This window comes from Chitinophagaceae bacterium, from assembly GCA_016717285.1.
Classification (GTDB): Bacteria; Bacteroidota; Bacteroidia; order Chitinophagales; family UBA10324; genus JACCZZ01.
In genome coordinates this window covers 31,730-55,910 of sequence record JADKFU010000002.1, presented here as the reverse complement: position 1 = coordinate 55,910, position 24,181 = coordinate 31,730, and the positions used below count along the sequence as shown (strand labels likewise).

Annotated in this window: 19 protein-coding genes and 2 pseudogenes; 3 read left to right on the top strand and 18 right to left on the bottom strand. The window is 40.6% G+C overall.

Annotation, left to right across the window (positions count from 1 at the left end; genetic code table 11):
- Positions 1 to 64 precede the first annotated feature (64 nt).
- Complete coding sequence (locus IPO83_03565; GenBank protein MBK9730359.1) at positions 65 to 841, top strand: DUF2490 domain-containing protein; 777 nt, start codon at positions 65 to 67, stop codon at positions 839 to 841.
- 3 nt (positions 842 to 844) lie between these two features.
- Here IPO83_03565 and IPO83_03560 read toward each other — a convergent pair whose 3' ends face one another.
- The 12 genes from IPO83_03560 to IPO83_03505 form a co-directional block, all read right to left on the bottom strand.
- Complete coding sequence (locus tag IPO83_03560) at positions 845 to 1,357, bottom strand: hypothetical protein (protein ID MBK9730358.1); 513 nt, start codon at positions 1,355 to 1,357, stop codon at positions 845 to 847.
- Between the two features lie 60 nt (positions 1,358 to 1,417).
- The gene (locus IPO83_03555; GenBank protein ID MBK9730357.1) at positions 1,418 to 2,722 is read right to left on the bottom strand and encodes a porin; all 1,305 of its coding nucleotides are present in this window, start codon (positions 2,720 to 2,722) and stop codon (positions 1,418 to 1,420) included.
- A gap of 17 nt (positions 2,723 to 2,739) precedes the next feature.
- Positions 2,740 to 4,086: an anaerobic C4-dicarboxylate transporter gene (locus IPO83_03550; GenBank protein ID MBK9730356.1), complete on the bottom strand. Its 1,347-nt coding sequence runs from the start codon at positions 4,084 to 4,086 to the stop codon at positions 2,740 to 2,742.
- Between the two features lie 84 nt (positions 4,087 to 4,170).
- Entirely contained in the window at positions 4,171 to 5,283 is a 1,113-nt protein-coding gene (locus IPO83_03545) for an ABC transporter permease (protein MBK9730355.1), read from the bottom strand.
- Positions 5,284 to 5,288: 5 nt separating this feature from the next.
- A complete protein-coding gene (locus tag IPO83_03540) occupies positions 5,289 to 6,395 on the bottom strand; it encodes an ABC transporter permease (GenBank protein MBK9730354.1) in 1,107 nt (368 codons plus the stop codon).
- A gap of 2 nt (positions 6,396 to 6,397) precedes the next feature.
- Positions 6,398 to 7,135, bottom strand: coding sequence for an ABC transporter ATP-binding protein (locus IPO83_03535; GenBank protein ID MBK9730353.1), 738 nt, complete (start codon positions 7,133 to 7,135; stop codon positions 6,398 to 6,400).
- Positions 7,132 to 8,109 carry an ABC transporter ATP-binding protein gene (locus IPO83_03530; protein MBK9730352.1) on the bottom strand — a complete coding sequence of 326 codons (978 nt, stop codon included), beginning with the start codon at positions 8,107 to 8,109 and terminating at the stop codon, positions 7,132 to 7,134. Before IPO83_03530 ends, IPO83_03535 begins: the two co-directional genes overlap by 4 nt.
- Before the next feature lie 213 nt (positions 8,110 to 8,322).
- A complete protein-coding gene (locus IPO83_03525) occupies positions 8,323 to 8,679 on the bottom strand; it encodes a four helix bundle protein (protein MBK9730351.1) in 357 nt (118 codons plus the stop codon).
- A gap of 200 nt (positions 8,680 to 8,879) precedes the next feature.
- Positions 8,880 to 9,773, bottom strand: a complete 894-nt coding sequence (locus tag IPO83_03520; protein MBK9730350.1) for an HlyD family efflux transporter periplasmic adaptor subunit — start codon at positions 9,771 to 9,773, stop codon at positions 8,880 to 8,882.
- A 24-nt stretch (positions 9,774 to 9,797) separates the two neighbouring features.
- Complete coding sequence (locus IPO83_03515; protein MBK9730349.1) at positions 9,798 to 11,087, bottom strand: TolC family protein; 1,290 nt, start codon at positions 11,085 to 11,087, stop codon at positions 9,798 to 9,800.
- 22 nt (positions 11,088 to 11,109) lie between these two features.
- On the bottom strand, positions 11,110 to 11,721 hold the full coding sequence (locus IPO83_03510; protein MBK9730348.1) for a TetR/AcrR family transcriptional regulator: 612 nt from the start codon (positions 11,719 to 11,721) through the stop codon (positions 11,110 to 11,112).
- A 617-nt stretch (positions 11,722 to 12,338) separates the two neighbouring features.
- Complete coding sequence (locus IPO83_03505; protein MBK9730347.1) at positions 12,339 to 14,744, bottom strand: hypothetical protein; 2,406 nt, start codon at positions 14,742 to 14,744, stop codon at positions 12,339 to 12,341.
- A gap of 210 nt (positions 14,745 to 14,954) precedes the next feature.
- Here IPO83_03505 and IPO83_03500 point away from each other — a divergent pair, with 210 nt between their 5' ends.
- Positions 14,955 to 15,266 (top strand): nucleotidyltransferase domain-containing protein, encoded by a 312-nt coding sequence (locus IPO83_03500; GenBank protein ID MBK9730346.1) that lies wholly within the window; start codon positions 14,955 to 14,957, stop codon positions 15,264 to 15,266.
- 246 nt (positions 15,267 to 15,512) lie between these two features.
- On the opposite strand, the pseudogene IPO83_03495 reads toward IPO83_03500, so the two are convergent.
- The 6 genes and pseudogenes from IPO83_03495 to IPO83_03470 all read right to left on the bottom strand — a co-directional run bounded on the left by IPO83_03495 (position 15,513) and on the right by IPO83_03470 (position 22,764).
- Positions 15,513 to 17,131 (bottom strand): annotated as a pseudogene (locus IPO83_03495) (NAD-dependent malic enzyme).
- Between the two features lie 117 nt (positions 17,132 to 17,248).
- A complete protein-coding gene (locus IPO83_03490; protein MBK9730345.1) occupies positions 17,249 to 18,649 on the bottom strand; it encodes a DASS family sodium-coupled anion symporter in 1,401 nt (466 codons plus the stop codon).
- Positions 18,650 to 18,875: 226 nt separating this feature from the next.
- Positions 18,876 to 19,445, bottom strand: a complete 570-nt coding sequence (locus IPO83_03485; protein MBK9730344.1) for a hypothetical protein — start codon at positions 19,443 to 19,445, stop codon at positions 18,876 to 18,878.
- Complete coding sequence (locus IPO83_03480; protein ID MBK9730343.1) at positions 19,433 to 20,068, bottom strand: hypothetical protein; 636 nt, start codon at positions 20,066 to 20,068, stop codon at positions 19,433 to 19,435. The genes IPO83_03485 and IPO83_03480 overlap by 13 nt, the downstream gene beginning before the upstream one ends.
- A gap of 28 nt (positions 20,069 to 20,096) precedes the next feature.
- The gene (locus IPO83_03475) at positions 20,097 to 21,551 is read right to left on the bottom strand and encodes an aspartate ammonia-lyase (GenBank protein ID MBK9730342.1); all 1,455 of its coding nucleotides are present in this window, start codon (positions 21,549 to 21,551) and stop codon (positions 20,097 to 20,099) included.
- 170 nt (positions 21,552 to 21,721) lie between these two features.
- Positions 21,722 to 22,764, bottom strand: a pseudogene (locus IPO83_03470) (type II asparaginase).
- 371 nt (positions 22,765 to 23,135) lie between these two features.
- Between IPO83_03470 and IPO83_03465 the strand changes: the two are divergent.
- A complete protein-coding gene (locus IPO83_03465; GenBank protein ID MBK9730341.1) occupies positions 23,136 to 24,041 on the top strand; it encodes a polyphosphate kinase 2 family protein in 906 nt (301 codons plus the stop codon).
- Positions 24,042 to 24,181 lie beyond the last annotated feature (140 nt).

Below are 24,181 nucleotides of genomic sequence, written 5' to 3'. Positions count from 1 at the left end.
AGCTACTGAAAGAGATAACCCGCTTTCTAAGTTGAAAACTAAATGTTTTCTTTGTGGTCTCGACATGAAAACGCTAATTGTTCTTATCATTTTCATTTTCCCGGAGGCATTTTCCCAAAGCGCATTTTCCCAAAACATTTCATCAACGCAGTTCGCTAATGAACTGAAATTCTCACGGCCACTGGCAAAACGATGGTCGGGTGAACTTTCGTTTTCGAGTAACTGGATGCAATCACCACCTGCCGATGGATTGTTCGATAAATATTCGCAGTGGTCAGTCGGTGGATGGGGACACAATTATATTGCGGCAAAGTGGAGGATATCATTGGGAATTTTATACTATCACAACCTGGAGATTGATGAACCCCAACAGATGAAAAGCAATGAGATCCGTTTCAGCGGTCAAGGAATTTATTACATAAAGAAGATTGGTTATACGTTCACAAACCGTTCGCGTTTAGAATGGCGCAATTTACAGGATACGGAAAGTAAATATAACAGCGTGCTTCGATTACGTGAGCAGGTGAAATTAATAGTGCCCATCAACTCAAAAATTATTCGCCAGGGCGTATTTTACGGATTCGCGTCTGAAGAAATTTTTATTAAAACACCATCAGATGAAACCGGTGATGAAATATTTGACCGCAATCGTTTTGAAATTGGAGTAGGTTATGGCATTACAAACGATATGAATGTGGAGGTTTATTATGCCAATGATTTTGTCCCGCGTGATATTGATGAGGTCAATTCCATCTTTAACATTGATTTCAGCTTCCATAACCTCATACCGAATCTCAAAAAACGACTCAGTCCACCACCACCTTCAGCTCCGGATGAGTGATGCTCACTTCACTTTTTCTTCCTTTAACGATTTGATCAGGCAATCGAGTTGATCCCGTACCGCTTCTTTGTGCAACTTGAATGTGTAAGTTCTTTCACCTTCATCACCCATCATTATCTTCACCTGGATCACTTCTTCTTTTCTGAAAATGGGGATAAGCTCGTCGGCAATAACGTACAGGAAGGTGAGGGAAGTGTCGCGGACAACATACCGTGTATCGAAATGCTTTAGCACATAGGTTGAATCATTCGAGAGTGTAACCGTTAAATCATTCTTCAATTTAGTTCCGGCGGGTTTTGCCGGAAATGGCCTCGGCTTGAGCGCAAGAAAATAATTCTGCTCATCAGTAATGGCGCCCCCTTTGAGTGACTTCGACTGTGCCCAGTAAAATGGAACATAATCCACGTAGTAATACATCACCTCATCCACGCCAAGGCGGTTCTTCACTTCGCATTGACTGAATGCAATGCCAGCTGAAGCAATAAAAAGAAAAACAAGACTCCATCTTTTCATCATTACCTTAAAATTAATACACGTCATGGTTTCCAAAAAAAAATTTCGTGGTCGATCTTTTAACTACAAGAGACTAACCTGAATACGGGCTTCAAAGAATTGCACATTTCCTTTCAGATTAAACCTGTCGAGAATGCCATAACCATATATAAATTCCATTCGAAAAATTTTCGAAAGATACCAGTTAACCATGGGAGTAATACGCGTCATCTGACCACCGTGTATATAACCATTATTCAAATCAAAAGTGCCAACATGCAATACGGCCTCCCATTCTCCCGCTCCACCTTTAAACACGGATTTTTTAACAGGCACAAATCCGTAAATATTTCCGGTGGTATTGTAAGGGCGGGAAGTGTTTGTAAGGAAATAGCTTAATGTTAAGTCTCCTCCATAAAAATGAAGCGTTGCAGAATCATTTGAATAGAAATTGTGAGAGATCACCTCTGAGGCTATCATAAATTTACCGGTTCGAAAATTTATTTCACCTCCAATGGAAGTCGCGTTATTGGTCACGAACTGTCCGGTATTTATAAGCTGCGGAGTAGGATTAGATTCCGGGCGCGACTTTATTGTAAATTGATTATTTAATGGCTTGCCATACCGGATATTAGCAGCTATATGAAACACTGTGTTGGTATTCGTATTATAAACAGGTAACCATCCAACTCTTGCAATAAATTGTGAAGAATAGGTTGAAAAGGACTGTCCTTTAGATAGCAAATCAGTGTAAGCGGCAAGGTTCATGAATATCCTCGATTTCGGTAAGTAGCCAAAGTATTTAATACCATCTGCTAAAATAGGGATGGGATCTAATGCCATTTGTCTTTCATTGTTTATACCTGAATGTCCGTTCATTACCTTGATCATCGAAAAACCTTCTTTTGTTCTTCCAATGAAAATATGTCCTTTTAGTTCCGGTATTCCGATAGTAAGACCACTTTCCCGCACGAGCCATGTCTTTTCATCGCCATCATACATGTACGCAAATTTGTAAGCTATATATCTTTTGGTTTTAAGAAAACGACCGCTAAAGAGCAAACGAAAATCTCTCGTTTCATAGCTGGGAGATAAATCAAGACCAGCGGAGTCCATTTGCTGTTTAAAAACTTCGTTTTGTGCGTAAGAAGTGAAATCGCCAATATAACCGGCTCCAATTCTAAACATTGCCTCTGTGCCTACAAACTCATTGGGCGGTAAATCTTCTTTATCCTTTGCGAAGGTTGTATCAGCATCCCTGGCGTTGAAATAAAAACCATTTGTGCCATCGGGAAGACTATCGGTAGTGCCAGCCTGCGAATAACATTCATAATGCAATGACTGCATCAATATCAACAACAGTACTGTAAATCGGAACAGGTATTTCATGTAGACTATTTTTTTTATCACAATAAAAAACTGGCCAGAAGAAATCCAACACCGATAGAAACAACCGTTGCCACCATACCTGGCAATAAGAAACTGTGATTGATGACTAGATTGCCAACTTTTGTAGTGCCTGTTTTATCCATGTTGATGGCTGCAAGTAACGTAGGATAACCGGGAATTAAAAAGAAACTTCCCACAGCAGGAAACATCGGGATTAGAAAAGCAGCCGGTATACCTAGAGCTAACCCAAGCGGCATCATTGCTTTGGTTGTTGATCCCCAACTGAACATCAAAACACCAACTACAAAGATGGCAATGGTAAAAGTCCAGGGATGTGCTGCAGTGATGCTACCCAATGAATCCGCAATCACCTGTTTGTTAGCATCCATGAAAGTAGCGGCCATCCACACCACGCCGAAAACAGAGATCAATGCACTGCCCATAGAATTGAACAAGCTCGCTTTCACAATTTTCGCCGGACTTGTTCCGGTAAGAATTACCATCAGTGCAGCAGCAGAGAGCGCGATGGTTTCAATCACGGTAACCATTTTCAAAGTGCCATCTGCATTGGTATGAAAACTTGCATTGCCTGCTGCTGTGTCAGGTACTATATCAGGAAAGGTTCCGCTTAACACGATCAAAAGGATCGTTACACCAAATATTATCACCGCGCGTTTTGCTTTTTTTGTTTGAGCCGCATCAGGTGTAGATTCTTCCGACAACTGATTAATAGCTGAAGCGAATTCAGGATCTTTCATCTTCTCCAGAAAAACCGGATCGTTATCGAGTTCTTTTCCGTAACGCATCATTACTAATGCGGCCGCCACTGAACCAATGAAGCATGCTGGAATGCATATAAGCATGATGTCTGCTGCTGCTCCCGGAAAAGCGAGAATGGCAGCAAACGATGCTGTAGCTGCCGACATCGGACTTCCGGTGAGAGCCGCATGGCAGGCAATCACTGACGCACTCAATGGACGTTCAGGACGAATGCGATTCTTTACTGACACATCGGAGATAATGGGTAACAAAGAATAAATGACGTGCGAGGTGCCAGCAAAAAGGCAGAGTACATAAGATACAATAGGTGCAATGATAGTGATGCGTTGCGGATTCTTACGGATAATTTTTTCTGCAATTTTCACGATGTAATCCAAACCACCTGCAGCTTCCAGTGCTGCTGAAAGTGTAACTACGCAAAGAATGATAAGCATGATATCACCGGGCGGATCGGCAGGACGCATTCCAAAAAAGGTGACATAAATAAACACACCAACTACTCCCATTAAACCAAGAGCAATTCCCTTAAGGCGCGAACCAATAAGAATCATTGCGAGAAGAACGAGAAGTTGCAGCCAGATCATAGTTGGAAATTTTGGTTGAAGGAACTCTTATTAATTTTGTGAAATTAATTAAATACTGAAATGCAGGTTAGTGCCGAACTTCCCTCAAACCGTTTTACGGTAACTGCGAATTGCCCACAGGTTAAACAAAAGTGCAAAAGTACCAAGTGCCTTTAACTCTGTTGTGAGTTCAGCAATGCCACTTCCCTTCAGATAAACTAATCGCATTACCTGCATAAAATACTTCAGCGGATTTACGATGGTGATATTTTGCGCCCATAACGGCATGCTGCTTACCGGTGTAAACAAACCGCTCATCAGTATCAGAATCAAAACAAAAAAATACATCACAAACATGGCTTGCTGCATGGTGTCAGAATAATTGGAGATCACCAGGCCGAGACCGGAAATTCCCAATATGTAAATGGCTGCAAAAAAATAAATGGTGCTGATATGTCCTGCCGGTACTAACCCATACATCAGGTAAGCAACGCCAAAGCTGATGGTTAAAACAATGAACCCGATGATCCAGTAAGGAAGGAGCTTGGATAGGATAAATGTAAATCTTGTAATGGGTGTTACATTAATCTGTTCCATCGTTCCGGCTTCTTTTTCGCCAACAATATTCAGTGCAGGAAGAAAGCCACAAAGCATGGTAAGCAACATTACCATTAAAGCAGGAACCATGAAAATTTTATAGTTGAGTTGCGGGTTGAACCTGTTTTGCGTTACTATCTCAATGTTTGGAATTGCTGAAGACGCAGTAACCTGGATCCATTTGGTTCTTACTTCCGATGAAAAATCATTCACAATGCCTGAAAGATAGGCGCTTCCCAAACCTCCTTTTGTACCGTTTACTGTATTCGCCGAAATCAAAAGCTTTGCCTGCTGTTCACGAATCAGATCCTTTTCAAAATTCACAGGAATTTCAAGAATGATATCTGCTTTATCTGTTTCAACATTCTCCAATGCGCTCTTATAATCCGGAGATACATCTGTTAATTTAAAGTATCCGGAAGAAATTACCTTATTAACTAATCGTAAGGAGTAATCGCTGTGATCGTTGTCGACCACGCTCAGGTTTATATTTTTGATTTCAAAGTTTGCCGCCCATGGAAATACCAGTAAAACCATGAACGGAAAAATCAGGATGATTTTCGGCATGAATGAATTCCGGACAATTTGTTTGAACTCCTTTTCCAGCAAGTATTTTAACATTGTTGTTACTCCAACCGGTTTTTAAATTTTTTTAAACTGACAGTGATGATCACCAACGCCATTACACATAGAATGATTATTTCTTTAATAACCGATGATACAGCGGTTCCTTTAATCATGAGGTTCTTCATCGAAATAATAAACCACTTTGCAGGTATGATGTTGGATAGCCATTGTAACGGCACAGGCATATTTTCAATGGGAAACATCATCCCGGAAAGCAACATAACCGGCATCATGAAAGCCATGCCCGATATTAGCATGGCTGCCATCTGCGATTCTGTTAAAGTAGAAACCAATAACCCTAATGCAAGCGAAACAAAAATAAAAAGCATTGAAACTGCTATGAGCCAGAACAGGCTTCCTGCAACGGGCACTCCCAAAACAAAAACAGATAAAAGCAAAACAGTAGTAAGGTTTACGCAGGATATAATAAAATAAGGAACCACCTTGGCAAGAATAATAAGGATCGGTTTCATAGGCGAAACAAGCAGCACCTCCATCGTTCCCATTTCCTTTTCGCGGACTATGGCAATGGAGGTCATCATGGCGCATATCAACATAAGGATCATTCCTAAAACGCCCGGAACAAAATTATAGGCCCCTTTCATTTGTGGGTTGTAAAGAAATTTTGTCTCGGTCGAAATTCGGAGCGGAACACTTGATTGATTCATCAGCTCCTGTTGATACGATGCAATGATGGCACTTGCATAATTGGTAAGCGTGGTAGCAGTATTAGGATCTGTTGCATCAGCAATCAGTTGTATCTGTGCATGGCCGCTGTGCATTAAATTTTCATTGAATCGTTCGCTGAAACAAATTACCAGGCCGGTTTTTCCCTCACGGAAGAGCGTTGTAATTTGATCAGGATTATTCAGAATAGTTGAAATACTAAAATGCTCATTCGCCTTAATCCGCTCAATTATTTTTTGAGTGGCAATATCCTTTGACGGGTCGCAGATCGCCACGTTGGCATTTTTAACTTCTGTGGTAATGGCGAATCCGAATAAAATGATCTGGATAACGGGCATTCCCAGCAAAATCATCATGGTCCGTTTGTCGCGAAAAATATGGCGAAACTCTTTTAAAACGAATGCTCCGAATTGTTTCATGCTCAGTCAGCTTTACGGGTTGCTTTACGCGCAAGTTGCTGAAACACTTCATCCATATTTAACGCACTGTAATCCTGTTTCAGTTTTTTAGGCGTATCCAATGCTTCAATTTTACCATCCACCATTATGGAAACACGGTTGCAATACTCAGCTTCGTCCATGTAATGTGTAGTAACAAAAACAGTGATCCCGCTTGTTGCTGCCTCATAAATAAGTTCCCAGAACTGTCTGCGTGTAACCGGATCTACACCACCCGTAGGTTCATCAAGAAATACTACTTTGGGATGGTGGAGAATAGCCACTGAAAAAGCTAGTTTCTGTTTCCAACCTAATGGCAGGTCTTTTACCAATGTTTCCCGTTCCCGTTCAAAATTCAGTCGCTGCAGCAATTCAGTTGTTTTAATGTTGATTTGTTTTTCTTTAACTCCGTAAATTCCTGCAAACAACCTGATGTTCTCCCACACTTTCAAATCGTTGTAGAGTGAAAACTTCTGGCTCATATAGCCGATATTCTTTTTTATGCTTTCCGGATTCTTTCTAATGTCGAAGCCTGCAACACTTCCTTCTCCTGCCGTGGGTTTGCTCAATCCGCAAAACATACGCATAGCTGTGGTTTTACCTGCACCATTCGCCCCGAGAAAACCAAATATCTCTCCTTGCTCCACGTCAAACGTAATATTATCAACGGCTGTGAAATTGCCGAAGCGTTTGACCAAACTTTGTGCTTCAATTACTTTCATTGCTTATTGTTGTTTGAATTTTCCATACCAAAATCCATAAAGCAGTCTTCAATGTTTGCCTGTATTTGCTGAATTAAAATTCCATCGTGACCTTTTTCAATTAAATAGGATTCCATTTCTTTCATAGAATAATTTCCGGTATCAATAGTAACATGATGCGCATCGCCAAAAGCAAAACAGGAAATTACATGTTCGTTCATCCTCAAGTCGCTTAAAAGTCTCGGCATGTTATTGCTCTGTACAGCCCATAATACTTTTCCAAATTGATTAATAATATTTTGAGGCGAGTCAATTTTCAATATTTTTCCCAGGTTGATTAAAGCGATACGGTCGCATAAATTAGCTTCGTCCATATATGGTGTTGAAACAAGAATAGTGATCCCTTGCTGTTTCAGGTTTTTCAGCATGCCCCAAAACTCCTTGCGTGAAACAGGATCAACTCCCGTGGTAGGTTCATCCAGGAACAATACTGTTGGTTTGTGAATTAACGCACAGCTCAATGCAAGCTTTTGCTTCATCCCTCCGGAAAGTTTTCCCGCTCTTCTGTCTTTGAAGGGTTCAATCTGACTGTAAATATCTTTTATCAAATAATAATTCTCTTCAATAGTAGTGTTGAACACCGTTGCAAACAGGTGGAGGTTTTCTTCAACGGTCATATCCTGATAGAGAGAAAACCGACCGGGCATATACCCAATACTGTTGCGTATTTTTTTATAATCATTCACCACATCCATTCCATCCACAGTGGCTGTACCTTTATTGGCAACCAGCAAAGTAGTCAGCATTCGAATAATCGTTGTCTTGCCTGCACCATCCGGACCAATCAGACCGAATATTTCTCCTGCATATACACTAAATGAAACCTCATCAACAGCCACAATTTTCTTCCTGCCATACCACTTAGTCAAGCCGTGGACTTGAATTGACAATGGATAATTGACAATTGACAATGTGTCTTCGTTGTTAGATCTCATTTAATTCTTAAAATAATATTCCATTAATTTTTTTACACTGTTGGTTGTACATTGATATAAATTGAATTGACAATTGATAATTGACAGTTGACAATGTGTCTTCGTTTTTAGTTTTATTTAATTTGAAGATGATATTCCATTTATTTCTTCTTCGCTGTTAATTGTCAATTATCCATTATGAATTATCTATTATCCATTGTCCATTGATTCAGATTATCTTCCTAATGTTTTCTTCGTCGATTTTACTATGCTCATTAATAGTTTTACTACTTCGGAACAGTCATTGTGTATTGATTGAAATTCTTGCATTGATATATAATCTGTGTCTTTCAGCAACATCAACCAGTATTCGGTTTCATTCGCTTCTTTTAAAGCAATATTCATTTTGTTTAGAAAATCCGCTTTTGATTGAGCATGCTCGGCCTCACGAACTAATGCGCCAATTGGGGTTCCACTTCTCAATGTTTGCTTTGAAAGAACAAATTCCTTTTTATCAGCAACAAGAATCTTGTATAGATTCACAATTCGAATAGCGAATGAGTAAGTTTTTTTTGCAATTACATTTTCCATAGATTCAGTTACTAGTTGACAGTTGATAATTGATAGTTGACAATGTGTCTTCGTTTTTAAATTTCATTTGATTATTAAGATGATATTCCCTTTATTTCTTTTTTGTTGTTAATTGTCCATCCATTGTCAATTGTCCATTGTCCATTGTCCATTGTCCATTGTCCATTGTCAATTGTCAATTGTCAATTCTACATTGTCCATTAAAAAACCACTTCCCCATACATCCCAATCTTCAGCAACCCATCATTTTGAACCCTGATCTTAATAGCATAAACCATGTTTGCTCTTTCATCTTTTGTCTGAATACTCTTAGGAGTAAACTCAGCTTTGTTGTTGATCCAATCTATTGTTCCATCGTAGGATCTTAATTTATCGTTACCATCGTCAACATTCACTTTCACTTTTTGTCCAAGCTTAATGTTTGCAAACTGATCGTTGGTAATGTATGCTCTCAATTCAATAACCGTTAAGTCGGCAATTTTATAAAGCGGTTTTCCGGCTGCAGTCATTTCGAATGTGTTGGCATATTTAGTCAGCACGGTTCCATTAACAGGATTAATTATCCTGCATTTACGCAACTGATCTTCAACCTGCGCCAATTGCGTTTGAACTGTATTTCCCTGCTCATCGAGCGTTGTAGTAGTGGTGTGCAGCACACTTTTCTGCGCAGCAATTTTCGATTGGAGGACAGCAATTCTTGTATTCGCATCATCCAGTTGTTTTTGCGAAGCCACTTCGCCTTTCACTAAATTCTCCATTCGCTTTTTATCAATCACGGCATTATCCAACTCGTTTTGTAAAGCTTCAATTTGTGTTTTAACATCGGGCCTTCCGGAAAGAATTGCCTTCTGACTTTGCGTCAATTGCATTTTAGATAAGTGTAATTGCGTGCTGTCAATGTATCCAACCTGTTGACCTTGTTTAATCACATCACCTTCGCTGATATCAAAAGCAAGGATTTTACCGGTTGCCTCAGCCGAAATAATTGTTTCCGTTGCTTCAAAGGTTCCTGAAGCATCATGATTACTGTTCTCATTTTTACATGAAAACAACAATACACTTATGGAAAAGATTTGTAGCAAATTACTTTTCATACTGCTTTGTTTGAGATGTTCCTGTTAGTTTCCGCTGATGGTTTTATAATTGTACATACTCATCAGCAATTGCACATTGTGCAACGACTGATTGCTGCGCGCTTCACTTTCCTTGCTGATGGCATCTATTAAATCGTTCATCGGACTTATGCCGTTGTCGTATTTCAACTGGTACGATTTTTTGATGTTGCCTTTCAACAAAACAATTTCATCATCCTTGCTGATGATTGCTTTTTGTTTTTCGATTTCACTTGCTGCCTGTTTGAGTTGAAGACTATTGGTAAACAAAAATGCTTCCTGTTGGTTGGAGATTCTATCCAACTGGATTTTGGAGAGCTGCTTATTGTTGGATGATTTATAAATTCCCGCGGTATTCCATGAAACACTTAATCCTGCCACAGCTAACGAATTTATTTTTGTTGAGGCGAAATCCATTCCCGGCTCAATCAGCACTCCGGCAGCCAGGAATCCAACTTTAGGCATATTATAAACCTTATCAATTGTAGATCTCGCGCCAATTAATTCCTGTTGCCTGGCATACAAACCAAGCTCCGCCCTGTTATTGATGAGCGCTGCGTATGATTCAATCACTGGAGGCTTTTCAATCTTCACATTTTCATTCAGCGGCACACCGGTCATAAATGAAAGCATTTCAACATAACCCTTTCTTGTAAAATTGAATTCAATTTTCTTTTGCTCGATGTTTAAAATTTCTGCTTTCACTTCATCCACATCACTCTGGTACGCAAGTCCATTGTCTTTTGAAAGTTTTACTTTATCCAGGTTGCGGTTCAGGTTTTCATTCAGAATATTGAGTTGCTTTAATTGTTCATCGATCACCAAAATCCCGAAGTATAATTGATTTACACGCTCCCTGATGTTATAAAACGCCAGGTCAGTATTTGCTTTGTCAACTTCGGTACTTGCTTTCGCAATTTCCTTTTGTGCATGTGTTGCTCCGCCATCCCAAATTGCCTGGTTAATTTGACCGATACCAATGAATTGAAATTTCTCCGGCTCCGTTGGTTCTTGGCCGGGAATGTTTACAGACGGAAATCCACTTATGATATAAGCACCAATTGCATTGAGACTTACCTGCGGCAAGTAGGCTTTGTTAGCATTTGAGATGGTATACTCCAGCGATTTTGCAATCAGATCATATTGCTTGATAAGCGGATAATTTTCTTTTGCCTTTGCCTGGCAGGTATCAATATTCAGTTGCGCAAAACCATTCGTTCCGGTCATTATAAAAACGATCGCAAGCAGCATTGCGTAACCGGAATATAATTGGTGACAAGGTCGCGGTTTTATCATTTGAATAAAGTTTTATGTAAAATCACTTTGCTTTTAAAATGGCTTTTACCCAAACAGGAATCAATTTCTTCCGCTCATTCATCAGAGTGATGAACGATTTTTCATTCACCATGCCCGTCATTATCAGCATGGGTTTGGCAACAAACGGAAACACTGTCATTCCTAAAATATTGACCAGGAAATGAGCAGGATTAATATCAGCTCTTTTTTCTTTCAACTGTTTGATAAAGGATGACTGAACAATTATTTTGTCTACCGGGAATTTCTGTATGATTTCGAAATTCTTCTTTCTCAGTTCATTCAAAACGAAAGTGGGGAGGTCAGGGTTTTCAGCAAGCACATCAATATAACCTGAAACAATCAATTCAATTTTTGTTTCAAGGCTGGTCGACGGATCGGTCAGCAAGGGCACAATAACTCCGAAAAGCTTTTCAATTTTTTCCTGCATCACCAGGTCAAACAATTTCTTTTTGCTGCGGAAATAATAATTCAGCAGCGCGAGGTTGATGCCAGCTTCCTCTGCAATATCACGCGTTCGTGTAGCTGAAAATCCTTTCCGCATAAAAACCTTTCGCGCGGCAGTTTTTATTTTCTCCTCCGTATTGGTTTGAACCGATGCTTTTTTCTTTGCCACCCTTCACTTTATTAAGAGACTGCAAAGAAAGAACCTTTTATCTTTTTAAACAAGTATTTTAATCATTTGATTAAATCAAAATTTTAAACACTGATTTGAATCAGCCGGACACTTTCTTACGTCGCTTACTCTTGGACAAGCTCAGGGCAGATAAGCTCAGAGCGCGCAATATCAGGGTGAGCTTCCATATACTTTTCGAGACAAACGGTTGTGGAGTTAAAGTTAGTCCCACATAATAAATCCTCCGTTCGCTGCGGGTTTCATTTTGCCTTTGCACTTTTCCCTTGGGCAGTGAGGATCATACAGGTAATCCCAAAGTTTGAGAGAATCCTTTCTTTTACACTCAGGACACTTTACAACTTTCCTGACGAACATGCTTGTTTTCTTGTCCCGATCCTTTCCATCGTAACCTATCGTTGCATCAAAGAGGATTCCGCAGGACGTACATTCGAAGGTGCGCGTTGTAGCCACAAATCCCCGGTCGCGACCTCCGCTTCCAAAAAATTCATACGCACAGCTTGTGCATTTATATTTTCTTCCTATACCCATAAGCAACACTTATACTGATCATAATTCCATTTCCTCATCCGACATTTTTAAGATGATCGGGACGCATTTTAATTCTTCAAAAAACCAAGCTCATAAACCATTGGCTGCAATTTTTCGGTTAATGACCTGTACGCTTCTTCAAAGGATTTAAAACTTACAGGAGCAAAATCGCTGCTTGCATTACGCGCCTGCAAGGCTTTTCGCACCTGGTACCAGCCCACATCGGCGCGGTTCAGTTTTAATTCATGCCTTACGGTGCGGGTATCCGTCTGCGCAAAATAGGCCTGCCATAGTTTCTTTCCTTCTGCTAAAACAAGCAGTGCTTCGGATGAAAGTTCTTTGTCTTTTAAATATTGCACCATAAAATCACTCTCAAACCTGTCGGGCGCATTTACTTCTTCTTCGGTATAAGGAATAAAATGATTGACGATGCTCCATTTTTTGCCATTCCATTCTAAGTCGTTGGCGCTTGCTGTTCTTTGCTGACGATTAAATAGCATCCAAACCAAACAATCGTTTTTAAACTCTTCACTTAATGGTTTGGAAGGCTGTAAAAATTGATCTCTATCGTTGAGCCATGTTGGTATTACAAGCCTGCGAACAGAAAATAGAATTGCACTTTGCCAAAGATTTTTATCGGTAACAAAAAATCCACCTGCGCTACCATACCCAGATGAATAAATAACAGTATGTTGCTCTGCATGCTGTAAATCGTTGCCCGCACAGTCCATACAGCCAATTGCACCATCTACCCATTTCGTTCCACGTAAATCTTTGGTGGCAGTGGCGGGAGTAACAGCATTTTTTAAGGGAATGACTTCTACTTTATTTGCCTTTGGCCGAATAATCCATTCACTCAGAAATTGGTTGATGGGTATATTAAAAAATGATTTATCGCCAATAGCATTTGCGCTTTTATTTAATACTTCGACGGATATTTCAGTAATCGAACTTTTTACGGCTGCTTTTTGATTTGATTGCCAAATTAAAAAGCCGATAGGGAATTTGCCTGTTAATCCATCGAATGCTTTGTTGTGAACAACAAACCCGCCTAAATATTTTGCGCTCCATTTCTGACGAAATTTTTCAAAGTCAGGTGCATTGATGTATTTCATTGTACTAAACATTGCAATTGTAGCATTAGGTATTTCTGTTGCAATCCTACCAATAAATTGTGTAAACAATTCATTACTTGCTTTCCCATAATCCTCCATTGCAACAGCGGCGAATTTTGTTTTTGCAAGACCGCTTTTATTTTCTGCGTCACCGACCATTGAAGTATTTCCACGATTAGTAGCCGAAGCATACGGCGGATTCATCAACACCAAAATCTTTTTCCCCGCAGCAATTGCTTTGCGCAAGCTCTCCGGTATTTTGTTGGTGAGTGTGTAATCTATTTTGCCATCGTCGGTAATGTCATCATTCAGATAATCGTATTGAAAGCGTGTGGCAGCAACACAGGTTTTGGTGGCCTTCATTACATCCACATCAGCAGTATCCAACGTGCTCATGTAAATATTGCGCGGATTGCTGTGTTTTACTTCCAGGTTGCCCACGCCGCAGCACATATCCCAAACGATGTATTCCTTCTGCCAGTTCTCGCCAAGCGTTTCGGTGAGCTTGTCGTAAGCTTTGTCCACCACATTCAGCGGTGTATAGAAAGCACCTTTAAAGCTGCGCTCGTCGAGCGGTATCAACGTATCGCGCCGTTCCAATAAATAATCGCGGTATTGTTCCTTCGGAGGGCGGTGGTAAATGGCCCAGAACTGCCGGTAGGCCTCGCGGTTGCCCAACTCAAAAAGTTTACCACCAAGCGTAAACACAGGAGAAGTGCCTTTGTGTAGTAATTGCGCAGGCAAATCATCATGCGTGCTTTGTGTGCCGTCGCTCATCACATCCGCAAAAAACAACAGGGCGTAATCTTCATCGGTCACTCCTTTTATTTCGCGCCCGATCATTGCCACCCATTTATCAAACACCTGTTTCAGGTTGTCGGGTGTAATTTGTGTGCGGATAATATCGCCTTTGGCAATCGCATTTTTTATGGTACTGATAAACTCCTCTTCATGTGTTTCAATTTTAAAGGAAACAAAATGAGTTCCGATGTAAGCGCTCACGGCATCCAAAGCATCCTGCGTGTAACCGCTGGCACTCTTGCCCCACTTGATTGTTTTCTTTTCGAGGAAAGGAATTACATCAGCGCTTTTCATAATGGCTGCCTTCTTCGTGTCAATCACCGCAAGAAAAGGCGGTACATATTCACCATCGTTAAGCGCCCGCTGCACATAGTGCATCAGTTGGGTAAACATGGCGTACGTAGAATGTTTGCTGGTGTCTTTAGCTTCAAACCATATTTCTTTGGTTTGAATATCAATCAGGTTTTTGCTGTAGCCCTTTAAGCCAAGCGCTTTAATGTAAGCGTCTTTTACATCTTCTTCGCTTTTGGCTTGTTGAAGTTTTTGGTAAAGGGACATGCTGTTTTTTAATTCTTATTTTTTATTTCCGCTGTGTAAGACATCTAATTCTTTAAGCACATCATAAGTATAATGGTATTACAAAGAAAAGAAAAGAGTTCTCTTTGTGGCAATTTCTCTTTCAACATTTGGTGCGAGATAATGCGAATGAGTTGACCGTTACTCTCCGGAACCATCGTTGCAAACATTTTTTCTTACTACCTTCATTCCATGTCATCAGAAAATCATCTTCGGCAATTAATCAGGCAAGCGGTACTGGATGTTGATCCTTCGGCAGAGATGTACCTATTCGGATCACGAGCTCGTGGTGACGCCGATAAGTTTTCTGATTGGGATGTTCTTATTCTCTCCTCAATGCAGGTAGATGAAAAAGTGAAAGATCTATTCCGCGACAAAATTCTTGAAGTGGAGATCGCCCAAGACCAAATAATTACATCCATCATCTACTCAAAGTTGAACTGGGGAAACTATTCAGTGACTCCACTCTTTCAAAACATTCAGAAAGAAGGCGTGCAGCTATGAAAAGTAATGAGGAACTGATTCAATATCGCATTGAACGTGCAAGAGAAACATTGGCTGCTTCCAAAGACTTGATTACCGAAAATTTTATTGATACTGTTGAAGGGTTGATTTGAAAATAAAATTAATTTCTTTTGCTTCACGTTCTCAATGGGACAGGCAATACCCGAAAAATCGGCACAAGTCGACAAACTCAGGACAAGCCCTTCGACAAGCCCTTCGACAAGCTCAGGACAAGCCTAAACAATTTTAATCCGAATATTTTGGCTCGTACATCTTGCTTTTTATGAAAGCACTTATGTCCTCCGGTCCTTCCACGCCTGCTAATCCGCTTTCAAATATTTTATCTGCAATCTTTACGGCTATATTATAAGACACTTTTAAAATATTATCTACACGCGGATAAATCAAACCCTTTGCAAAGTCTTCTTCCGTTACCTGTTCGGCAACTGCTTCAGCCGCGATAACAAACATTTCATTGGTCACTCTTTTTGCTTCTGTTGCAAGCACCGCCAAACCCATGGCCGGAAAAATAAACACGTTGTTGCCTTGTCCGGGTGTATATTTTTTTCCCTCGTACATAACAGGCGCGAACGGACTGCCGCTTGCGAAAATTGCTTTGCCTTTGCTCCACGTATATGCCTGCTCAGCCGTACATTCTGAATGCGACAAAGGATTTGAATATGGAAAGATGACAGGCCGGTCGTTTACTGCACACATATTTTCAATCACCTGTTGATTGAATGCTCCTCCCACAGTACTGACCCCGATGATGGCTGTGGGCTTCAGTTCTAATATTGTGTTTGCAAAATCATCTGAAGGTTCGCGTTCATGTGCAAACGGCTTTTGATATTCGGCAAGGTCATCTCTTGATTTTACAAGCAGTCCTTTTATATCAAACATCCAGACACGCTGATAGGCTTCTTCCTTACTAAGTCCATCCTTCATAAATTTATAAACGAGCATTTCAGCAATGCCAAATGCGGCCGCTCCTGCACCGAGAAAGAGAATTTTTTGTTCCCGGAATGGCTTCCCTGAAAACCTGTTCGATGTGATAATGCCAGCGGTGGCAATTGCTGCAGTGCCTTGTATGTCGTCATTAAAAGTGCAAATCTTATCCTTGTATTTATCGAGAATGCGGATGGCATCGACACCCGGCAAGTCTTCCCATTGAATACAAATTTTAGGAAACACTTCATTTACTGCGGCTACAAACTCCTCTATGAATGCATCAAATTCCGGTCCCCTGATTCTTTTTCTTTTCAGTCCTGGATACAAAGGATCATTAAGAAAATCTTCATTATTGGTTCCAACATCCAGTATTACAGGAAGCGTATATTCAGGAGGAACACCGGCACAACTTGTATACAAAGCCAATTTTCCTATCGGGATGCCAATGCCGCAAACCCCAAGATCTCCTAAACCTAATATGCGACCACCATCGGTAACAACAGTGAACCGGACATCCTTAACCGGCCAGTTTCTGAGAATATCCCTGATGTTATTTTTTGCTCAATGGAAATAAATAAACCTCTTGGTCGCCTGGAAATATGACCAAGACGCTGGCATGCTTCGCCAACTGTTGGCGTATAAATTAATGGTAAAAATTTTGCCGGATCACTTATTATTGCTTTAAAGAATAAGGTCTCGTTCGTGTCGAGGAGATTGGCGAGATAAATGTACTTATTGATGGGTGAGTCCGCATTATTCAATTGCTCGTTTACCCTCATGATTTGTGTCTCTATTGTTTCAACGGCATGTGGCAAGATTCCCTCCAGCCCATATTTCTTTCTTTCAATCAGCGTAAAAGCAGTGCCCTTATTCTTTCTCGGGTCCCGCAATAATGAATAACCGGATTTTTCCATCATGTTTTTATTTAGCAATCAACATGTTCGTGTTGTCAAATTCCTTTTTTCTAATGCAATGGATTAAAATGGTGATTGAACAATCTATTTTATTCATATTTTATTATTTTTAAATACCTTCTAAGACAAAAACAAAACCCACAAAATTGTGAGCAGCGGCCCAAGAATCCCAACCAGTATTCCTGTATACCGAAAGTCTTTTTGTTCCACCAATCCAGTACTGTATATTATCGCATTGGAAGGGCTTGATGCCAGCAATACCAAAGCGGCAGATGATGAGATGGCAACAATCATTGCCGCTTCTAACTTCAGTGCAGGAAGTATGGCCATGCAAATTGGAACCATGATGGCCGTTGCAGTGGAATTAGTCATCACATTCGCAAGCAGCATTGCCAGAAAACCAAAAATAGTGAGCAGCACTATGCTGGTTAATTCAAGACTTATCAGCATAGCAGCATAGTGTTCTAACAATCCTGTATGTTCAAGACTCAGCCCAAGCGATATGCCGCCGGCAACTAATAAAAGGGTGTCCCAGGCCATGCTGCGGACATCCTTTCCATCAAGAACACCTGTAAGCGTAAAAATAACAAGCGGAATTGCACATACGGATGCCACCTTCATTCCATGCAAAGAAGTAGTAAGCCACAAACCCACGGTTACTAAAATTACTGCAATCACTATTTTTCGATGGAGTGATGATCCTTCAGATTTTTCACTTTCATTCAGATCAGGAAAAGAAATGGGAGTCGTGTCTTTTACATACGTCTTTATTAGAACAAAGCAACTTACCACCGTTATAAATACTGCTATGGGTGTGCCGTAAATCATCCAGTCGAGAAACTCGATGGTGACACCATTATTTTGCAACGCTCCGGCAGCAATTGCATTGGCAGGCGTACCTATGATGGTTGCAATTCCACCGGCTGTAGAAGCCAGCGGAATGCCTAACAAAAGTCCTTTGGCAAAATTTCGGTTTTTATCAAGCAGTTTAATTAATGGCAACACTGCTGCCAACACCATGGAAGTAGTGGCGGTGTTGGACAACACCATAGAAACGAGCATCGTGATAATCATCACGCCTATAATAATGTTCCTTGGGTTTGTTCCTGCAATTTTCAGTGTGAACCTGAAAAGCGTTTCATCCAGCTTTGTTTTAGCCATTGCTTTTGCAAGAAAAAATCCTCCCAGCAAAAGCCAGATGATGCTATCAGAAAATGTTCTTACATAAATATCAATATTTTCAGGAGATGCATTAAAATGTTTATTACCGAGCGCGAATACGAGATAAGCGATTATAAAAAGACTGACTGCAAAAGCTGGAATGGCTTCCGTAATCCATAATCCAACAGCAAAAAATAACAGGAACAAAACATACACCTGCGAATCGGTAAAGCCAGGCTCCTTAATAAGAAGCGTTAAAATAAAAGCAACAACAAAAGTTATCAGAAATAAATAGAGAGACTTATTCTTTCCCCAACTTCCATTGGCATTTTGTTTTTCCAAATCCGTCGGTATTATCATTCGTCAACTAAATTTCAGAACATCTTTTTGAAAACAAAGAGAGACTGCTCACTCAATTTTATTTTGATAGTTACGGACATTCCCTGATTGTATTTGCAAGTATTTAAGACAATAACATTCAGCTCATTAATTCTGTCCAGAGAGAAGTTTCATTCGAAGTGGCAACATCAAACATGCTAATCCGTCAGTGAACAGCATGTTTGATGTTGACCAATTGCTGTAATCTTTAAAATACTGCCAATGGTGTAACAAATCCGATCGAAAATTTTCCTGTGGTGTAATCCACTGCTCCCAAATTAGTCTTGGAATAATCGGAATAATTATAAATTCTTCCGACCCAGTTAGCATAGAAACGCAGGTTGAGATCTTTGAACGGATAATACTCAATGGTAGGAATGTAGCCGTAAGCAACCCGGATGCTATTGTCATCACCAGGTGCATACTCATTATCATCCATCCAGTTTTCAAATTCAACCATGCCGACTAACGCAAGGTTGATATGGTAATTCAACCTGTAATAGAGATGGAGCCAATTCCCGATGTACGTTGTATTGGGTACAGCATAAGGATAAAGTTCATCCGGAATGGTTGCACTTACAATACTGGTACGGTCAAGGTCTTCCTTGTAATAGTTGAAATCGTATTCAATCGTAAACTTCTTGGATATCTTCACCTGGTTGCCCAGCGTAATGTACTGCATGTAAGTGCCGCTGGCTTCGGTGAAAAATGAATAGGACCAGATGGGTTTGTATTTGCCGTTAAATAAACTTCCGCGCCAGTTTGCTACAAATGCCAGCGGCGCTTTGCTTCCGTTATGTTAGGCTGGCTTCCGTAGATTTCATTGAAAGACTTTGTTCTCGAATTCAAAACCTGAACTGTAAACTGATGTTGGGGCGCTGCTTTGTAGCTTACTCCTACACCAGCCAGGAAATTGTCTGCATAGTCAATGATATCCGAATACTGGTAGATGTCGATCGGATTGTAATCAAATTCGTAGCCGCCCCAGTCAGCGCACAATTTCCCTGCTGAAAGGCTCCACTTATCGGTTAAATCTACACGCACCATGGCAAGATCAACAGAAGCGCTCAGGTTGTCAACAGATTGCGGTTCCGTTGTTTTGGTGAAGCGATTGCGCCAACGGAAATAAACCTTGTCTGTCACCATTCCGCGTAGCTCCACGCGAAATTGCTCCATATTGAACCGTGATCCTGTATAATCATTGTCCGTGAAATAATTTTGGAACGCGAAACGCGTGTTAGCGATCAGGCTCATATTTTTAAGCAACCCTTGTTTCTCTTCGGGAATAAGTGTTTTGTAATAAGTGGTATCTCCTACCTGACGTTCTGTTACCTGGGCTATTGAAGCCATTGGCACAAAAAGTAATGCGAGCAGAAAGATTAAAAGGTGGGTCTGTTTCATGGCTCTAATTTTTTAGGTTAACCAATATTTATTTCTGTCCTGTCATGGCAGCAGGGTCTAAAAGCTTATTTATCTGATCTTCTGTCAATAATTTCTTTTCACGTATCAATTCCAATATCCCCTTGTTTGTCGCTAGTGCTTCTTTTGCCAGCTCAGTTGTTTTTTCATAACCCAATATAGGATTAAGCGCCGTTACAATTCCAACGCTGCGATCCATGTAATGCTTGAGCACGTCTTCGTTGGCAGTAATTCCATCAATACAATTTTTTGCGAATAATGGCAATGATTTAAAAAGTATGGCTTGTGATTCCATGATAGCAATAGCAACCACGGGCTCATAAGCATTCAGTTGCAACAACCCGTCCTGCGACGCGACCGTAACAGTTAAATCGTTTCCAATAACTTTAAAACATACATTGTTCATTAACTCCGGCATTACGGGATTTACCTTACCAGGCATAATAGATGAACCGGGTTGAAGTGCAGGTAAATTGATTTCAAAAATACCAGTGCGTGGACCTGATGCAAGGAATATCAGATCGCTGCTGATCTTTGACAAAGTGACAGCAAAGTTTTTTAATGCAGCGGAGTACATCACAAATGCCTGCATGCTGCTTGTAGCTGCAACCAGGTCATGAGCCAGCACCATGGGCTTGCCAGTAATTTTCGCAAGTTGAACTGCGCATTTTTCCGCATAACCAGGAGTCGCAGTTATACCTGTACCAATAGCTGTTGCACCCATATTCTCTTCATATAAATAAGCCTCCGTTTTACGGAGCACATCAATTGCGTCATCAAGCTGATTACCAAAGCCATGAAATTCCTGACCCAGCGTCATCGGAACCGCATCCTGGCCCTCCGTGCGGCCCATCTTCAGTAGGTTTTTAAATTCATCTCCCTTTTTATGAAATGACTGAGAGAGCAACTGCGCCTGGCTTATTAACTTGTCGTTGTGTAATAACAATGCTACGTGAATAGTTGTAGGGTATACATCGTTTGTTGATTGACCCATGTTTAAATCATCATGCGGTTCTATGTACTGATATTCTCCTTTTTTATGACCGCTCATCTCCAGCGCAATGTTGGCCAACACTTCGCATGAATTCATATTGGCCGACGTTCCGGCTCCACCTTGATACAAGTCAACCAAAAACTGGTCGTGATATTTTCCATCGATCACCGCCTGGCAGGCTTTTTCAATAGCTGCCAGCTTTTCCTTCGACAATCTTCCTTCCACCTGGTTGTTGGCACGGGCAGCAGCCAGCTTTACCATGGCATATGCTCTTACATAGTCCGGGTAAAAGTTTGTTTTTACTCCGCTCACCGGGAAATTTTCCAGCGCTCGCGCGGTCTGAATACCATAATACGCATCAGCGGGAATTTGTTTATCGCCAAGCAAATCGTGTTCTGTTCTTGTTTGAGCATAGATGTCCTGAGTGAAAAATAAGATCAGGATAAGTAGCACCGGTTTTAGATTTTTCATTGTTCTTTATTTATGGTTAGAAAATTTTTATTTCCTGAAGACTGTTGAAATTTATTTATCGGACGTGTTCCAATACTTCGACAAGCTCAGGATGGCATCGCAAGATGTCACCTGAACTTGTCGAAGATTATACTGATTGGATATGATTTGCAAATCACTTCAGAAACAACTTAGTGCTTGAAGAAATAGCTCTGCAGTTGCTTTTTATCTTTTGTTTGTGTAAGACCAAGCATTAATAATATCCTGGCTTTCTGAGGAGTAAGGTCATCTGAAACGATAGTGCCCAGTTCATCATCATTAATTTCATCATGAAGAACAACCCTGCCTGATGGTGTCCGGCTTGCACGGCAAACAATAATTCCTGCTGCAACAGCACGCTTCACTCCATCCGTAAATGCCTTGTTGAAGTTGCCATTTCCGACACCTGCTATTACAATGCCATCCACTTTTTACTAATCAGCAGATCAATCTGGTCGGCTGATGCATCAGCATACATGTAAACAATATCCACCCGCGGCAGCTTGGTTTCCGCAGTTATACTGAATGGTGTTTTTCCTTCCCGCATAGAAGAGGAATAATATTCTACTTTACCATCGTAAGCCTGGCCAACTGCACCGGTATTTGGCGAGCCAAATGCATTTGTTTTTGTGGTGCTCATCTTCATTACTTCCCTTGCATCATAAATCCCCTCATTAAAACTAATCAGTACACCTCTGCCCTTGGTCTTTGGATCTATAGCTACTGTAATGGCATCGTACAGATTCTTAGGACCGTCAGCACTGATGGCAGTTGCCGGGCGCATGGAACCGGTAAGTACAACCGGCATATCGGATGGAACTACCAGGTCGAGAAAGTAACCGGTTTCTTCCTGGGTATCAGTACCGTGTGTAACCACAATACCTTCAGCTTCTTTATTCTTAATGATTTCATTGATACGGATGGCAAGCTTTTTCCAAATATCAATGGTCATGTCCTGACTCCCCACGGAAGCAATTTGTTCACCCGTAATATTTGCAATTTTTTTTACGGTAGGTATGGAACCAATAAGATCATCGATGGGAATTTTACCTGCGGTATAACCTGCCCGGTCAGACGATGCGCCCGCTCCGGCAATGGTTCCACCTGTTGCTAAAATTATTACACGTGGTAGTTGTTGTGCCTGAACTTGTGTAATCAGAATCAGGATTACTAAAATCGAAAGTAGCTTTTTCATAAATAAACTTTTTGGGTTAGGAATTTATTTGAAAGAAATGGTTCGGATTTATGGAGCGCCTTTAAAGCACCATAATACACGTTTTAAGTTTTTGCAAAAATGCGAAAAATACTACTGAGTATTGAATAAATATCGGTAACCATAGGTTTGTAATTCATCGGGCGAGATGTATTTTTTTCCGGGGGTCATGTTATACGATCTTCCTTTTGAAAGCATGCAAAAAAACATTGTTATCGGAATGAAGTCTCACACACTGCCTTAGATTTTTTCAATAAGTAACAGGTGCGTGTTCAGCCTTATAAATAATAATGTCATTGTAATTTAGTTTGGAAACTTCTATTATTACATTTTTCATTCAATTTCTTCAAACAATGAAACTCAAAGAGATCATCAAAGTATCAGACGAACTATCAGCACCTTATCGTATTACTGATGGTGAAAAATTCAAACTCAAAGACATTGATCCTGATGATACCGGCCAATTGGGTTCGGAGGATAAGCCCCGCGCAAAGGAAGCGTTGCAGATCGGCGTAGAAGCGCTTGCTACTTTGCAGGACATGCTGTATGCACAGGATCGCTGGAGTTTGTTACTGATTTTTCAGGCCATGGATGCTGCCGGAAAAGACGGTGCCATCAAGCATGTAATGAGTGGCGTTAATCCACAGGGTTGCCAGGTATCTTCTTTCAAAGCACCCACTTCAACAGATCTTGATCACGATTATCTATGGCGCTGCCAGAAGGAATTACCCGAGCGTGGCCGCATCGGAATTTTTAACCGTTCCTACTATGAAGAAGTGCTCGTAGTGAAAGTGCATCCTGAATTGATGAAATATCAGAAAATTCCTCAGGACCTGGTAGATAAAGATCTTTTTGACAATCGTTATAAAGACCTGCGCAATTTTGAAAAATACTTATCACGTAATGGTACACTTACCATAAAATTCTTCCTCCATCTTTCGAGGAAGGAACAGAAAAGAAGATTTCTTGAGCGCTTTGACAATGCAGATAAGAACTGGAAGGTTTCTTCATCAGACATAAAAGAACGCGCGTTTTGGGATGATTACATGGATGCTTATGAGAAAATGATCCAAAATACCGCCACTAAACATTCGCCATGGTATGTGATTCCTGCAAATAATAAGTGGTACACACGTGTGATTGTTGCAGCGGCAATCATAGATACCATGGCAGGGCTGGATTTACATTATCCTAAAGTCGATGATGCAAAGCTGAAAGAAATTGCAACAGCGAAGGAAATGCTGCTGGCTGAAAAGTGAACTTGATAATAGCGAATATCGATTAAAGATTTTTTTAAAAAGTAAAAACTCAGTCTGGATTGACTGAATTGATAACTGGCAGACATTTCAAAAAGCTAAAAGAGCGGAGTCATTCCGAACTTGATTCGGAATCTCGTGTA

Coding starts and splice junctions, on each gene's coding strand:
- IPO83_03565 (MBK9730359.1), top strand. CDS start 65: ATGAAAACGCTAATTGTTCTTATCATTTTCATTTTCCCGGAGGCATTT.
- IPO83_03560 (MBK9730358.1), bottom strand. CDS start 1,357: ATGATGAAAAGATGGAGTCTTGTTTTTCTTTTTATTGCTTCAGCTGGC.
- IPO83_03555 (MBK9730357.1), bottom strand. CDS start 2,722: ATGAAATACCTGTTCCGATTTACAGTACTGTTGTTGATATTGATGCAG.
- IPO83_03550 (MBK9730356.1), bottom strand. CDS start 4,086: ATGATCTGGCTGCAACTTCTCGTTCTTCTCGCAATGATTCTTATTGGT.
- IPO83_03545 (MBK9730355.1), bottom strand. CDS start 5,283: ATGTTAAAATACTTGCTGGAAAAGGAGTTCAAACAAATTGTCCGGAAT.
- IPO83_03540 (MBK9730354.1), bottom strand. CDS start 6,395: ATGAAACAATTCGGAGCATTCGTTTTAAAAGAGTTTCGCCATATTTTT.
- IPO83_03535 (MBK9730353.1), bottom strand. CDS start 7,135: ATGAAAGTAATTGAAGCACAAAGTTTGGTCAAACGCTTCGGCAATTTC.
- IPO83_03530 (MBK9730352.1), bottom strand. CDS start 8,109: ATGAGATCTAACAACGAAGACACATTGTCAATTGTCAATTATCCATTG.
- IPO83_03525 (MBK9730351.1), bottom strand. CDS start 8,679: ATGGAAAATGTAATTGCAAAAAAAACTTACTCATTCGCTATTCGAATT.
- IPO83_03520 (MBK9730350.1), bottom strand. CDS start 9,773: ATGAAAAGTAATTTGCTACAAATCTTTTCCATAAGTGTATTGTTGTTT.
- IPO83_03515 (MBK9730349.1), bottom strand. CDS start 11,087: ATGATAAAACCGCGACCTTGTCACCAATTATATTCCGGTTACGCAATG.
- IPO83_03505 (MBK9730347.1), bottom strand. CDS start 14,744: ATGTCCCTTTACCAAAAACTTCAACAAGCCAAAAGCGAAGAAGATGTA.
- IPO83_03500 (MBK9730346.1), top strand. CDS start 14,955: ATGTCATCAGAAAATCATCTTCGGCAATTAATCAGGCAAGCGGTACTG.
- IPO83_03490 (MBK9730345.1), bottom strand. CDS start 18,649: ATGATAATACCGACGGATTTGGAAAAACAAAATGCCAATGGAAGTTGG.
- IPO83_03480 (MBK9730343.1), bottom strand. CDS start 20,068: ATGAAACAGACCCACCTTTTAATCTTTCTGCTCGCATTACTTTTTGTG.
- IPO83_03475 (MBK9730342.1), bottom strand. CDS start 21,551: ATGAAAAATCTAAAACCGGTGCTACTTATCCTGATCTTATTTTTCACT.
- IPO83_03465 (MBK9730341.1), top strand. CDS start 23,136: ATGAAACTCAAAGAGATCATCAAAGTATCAGACGAACTATCAGCACCT.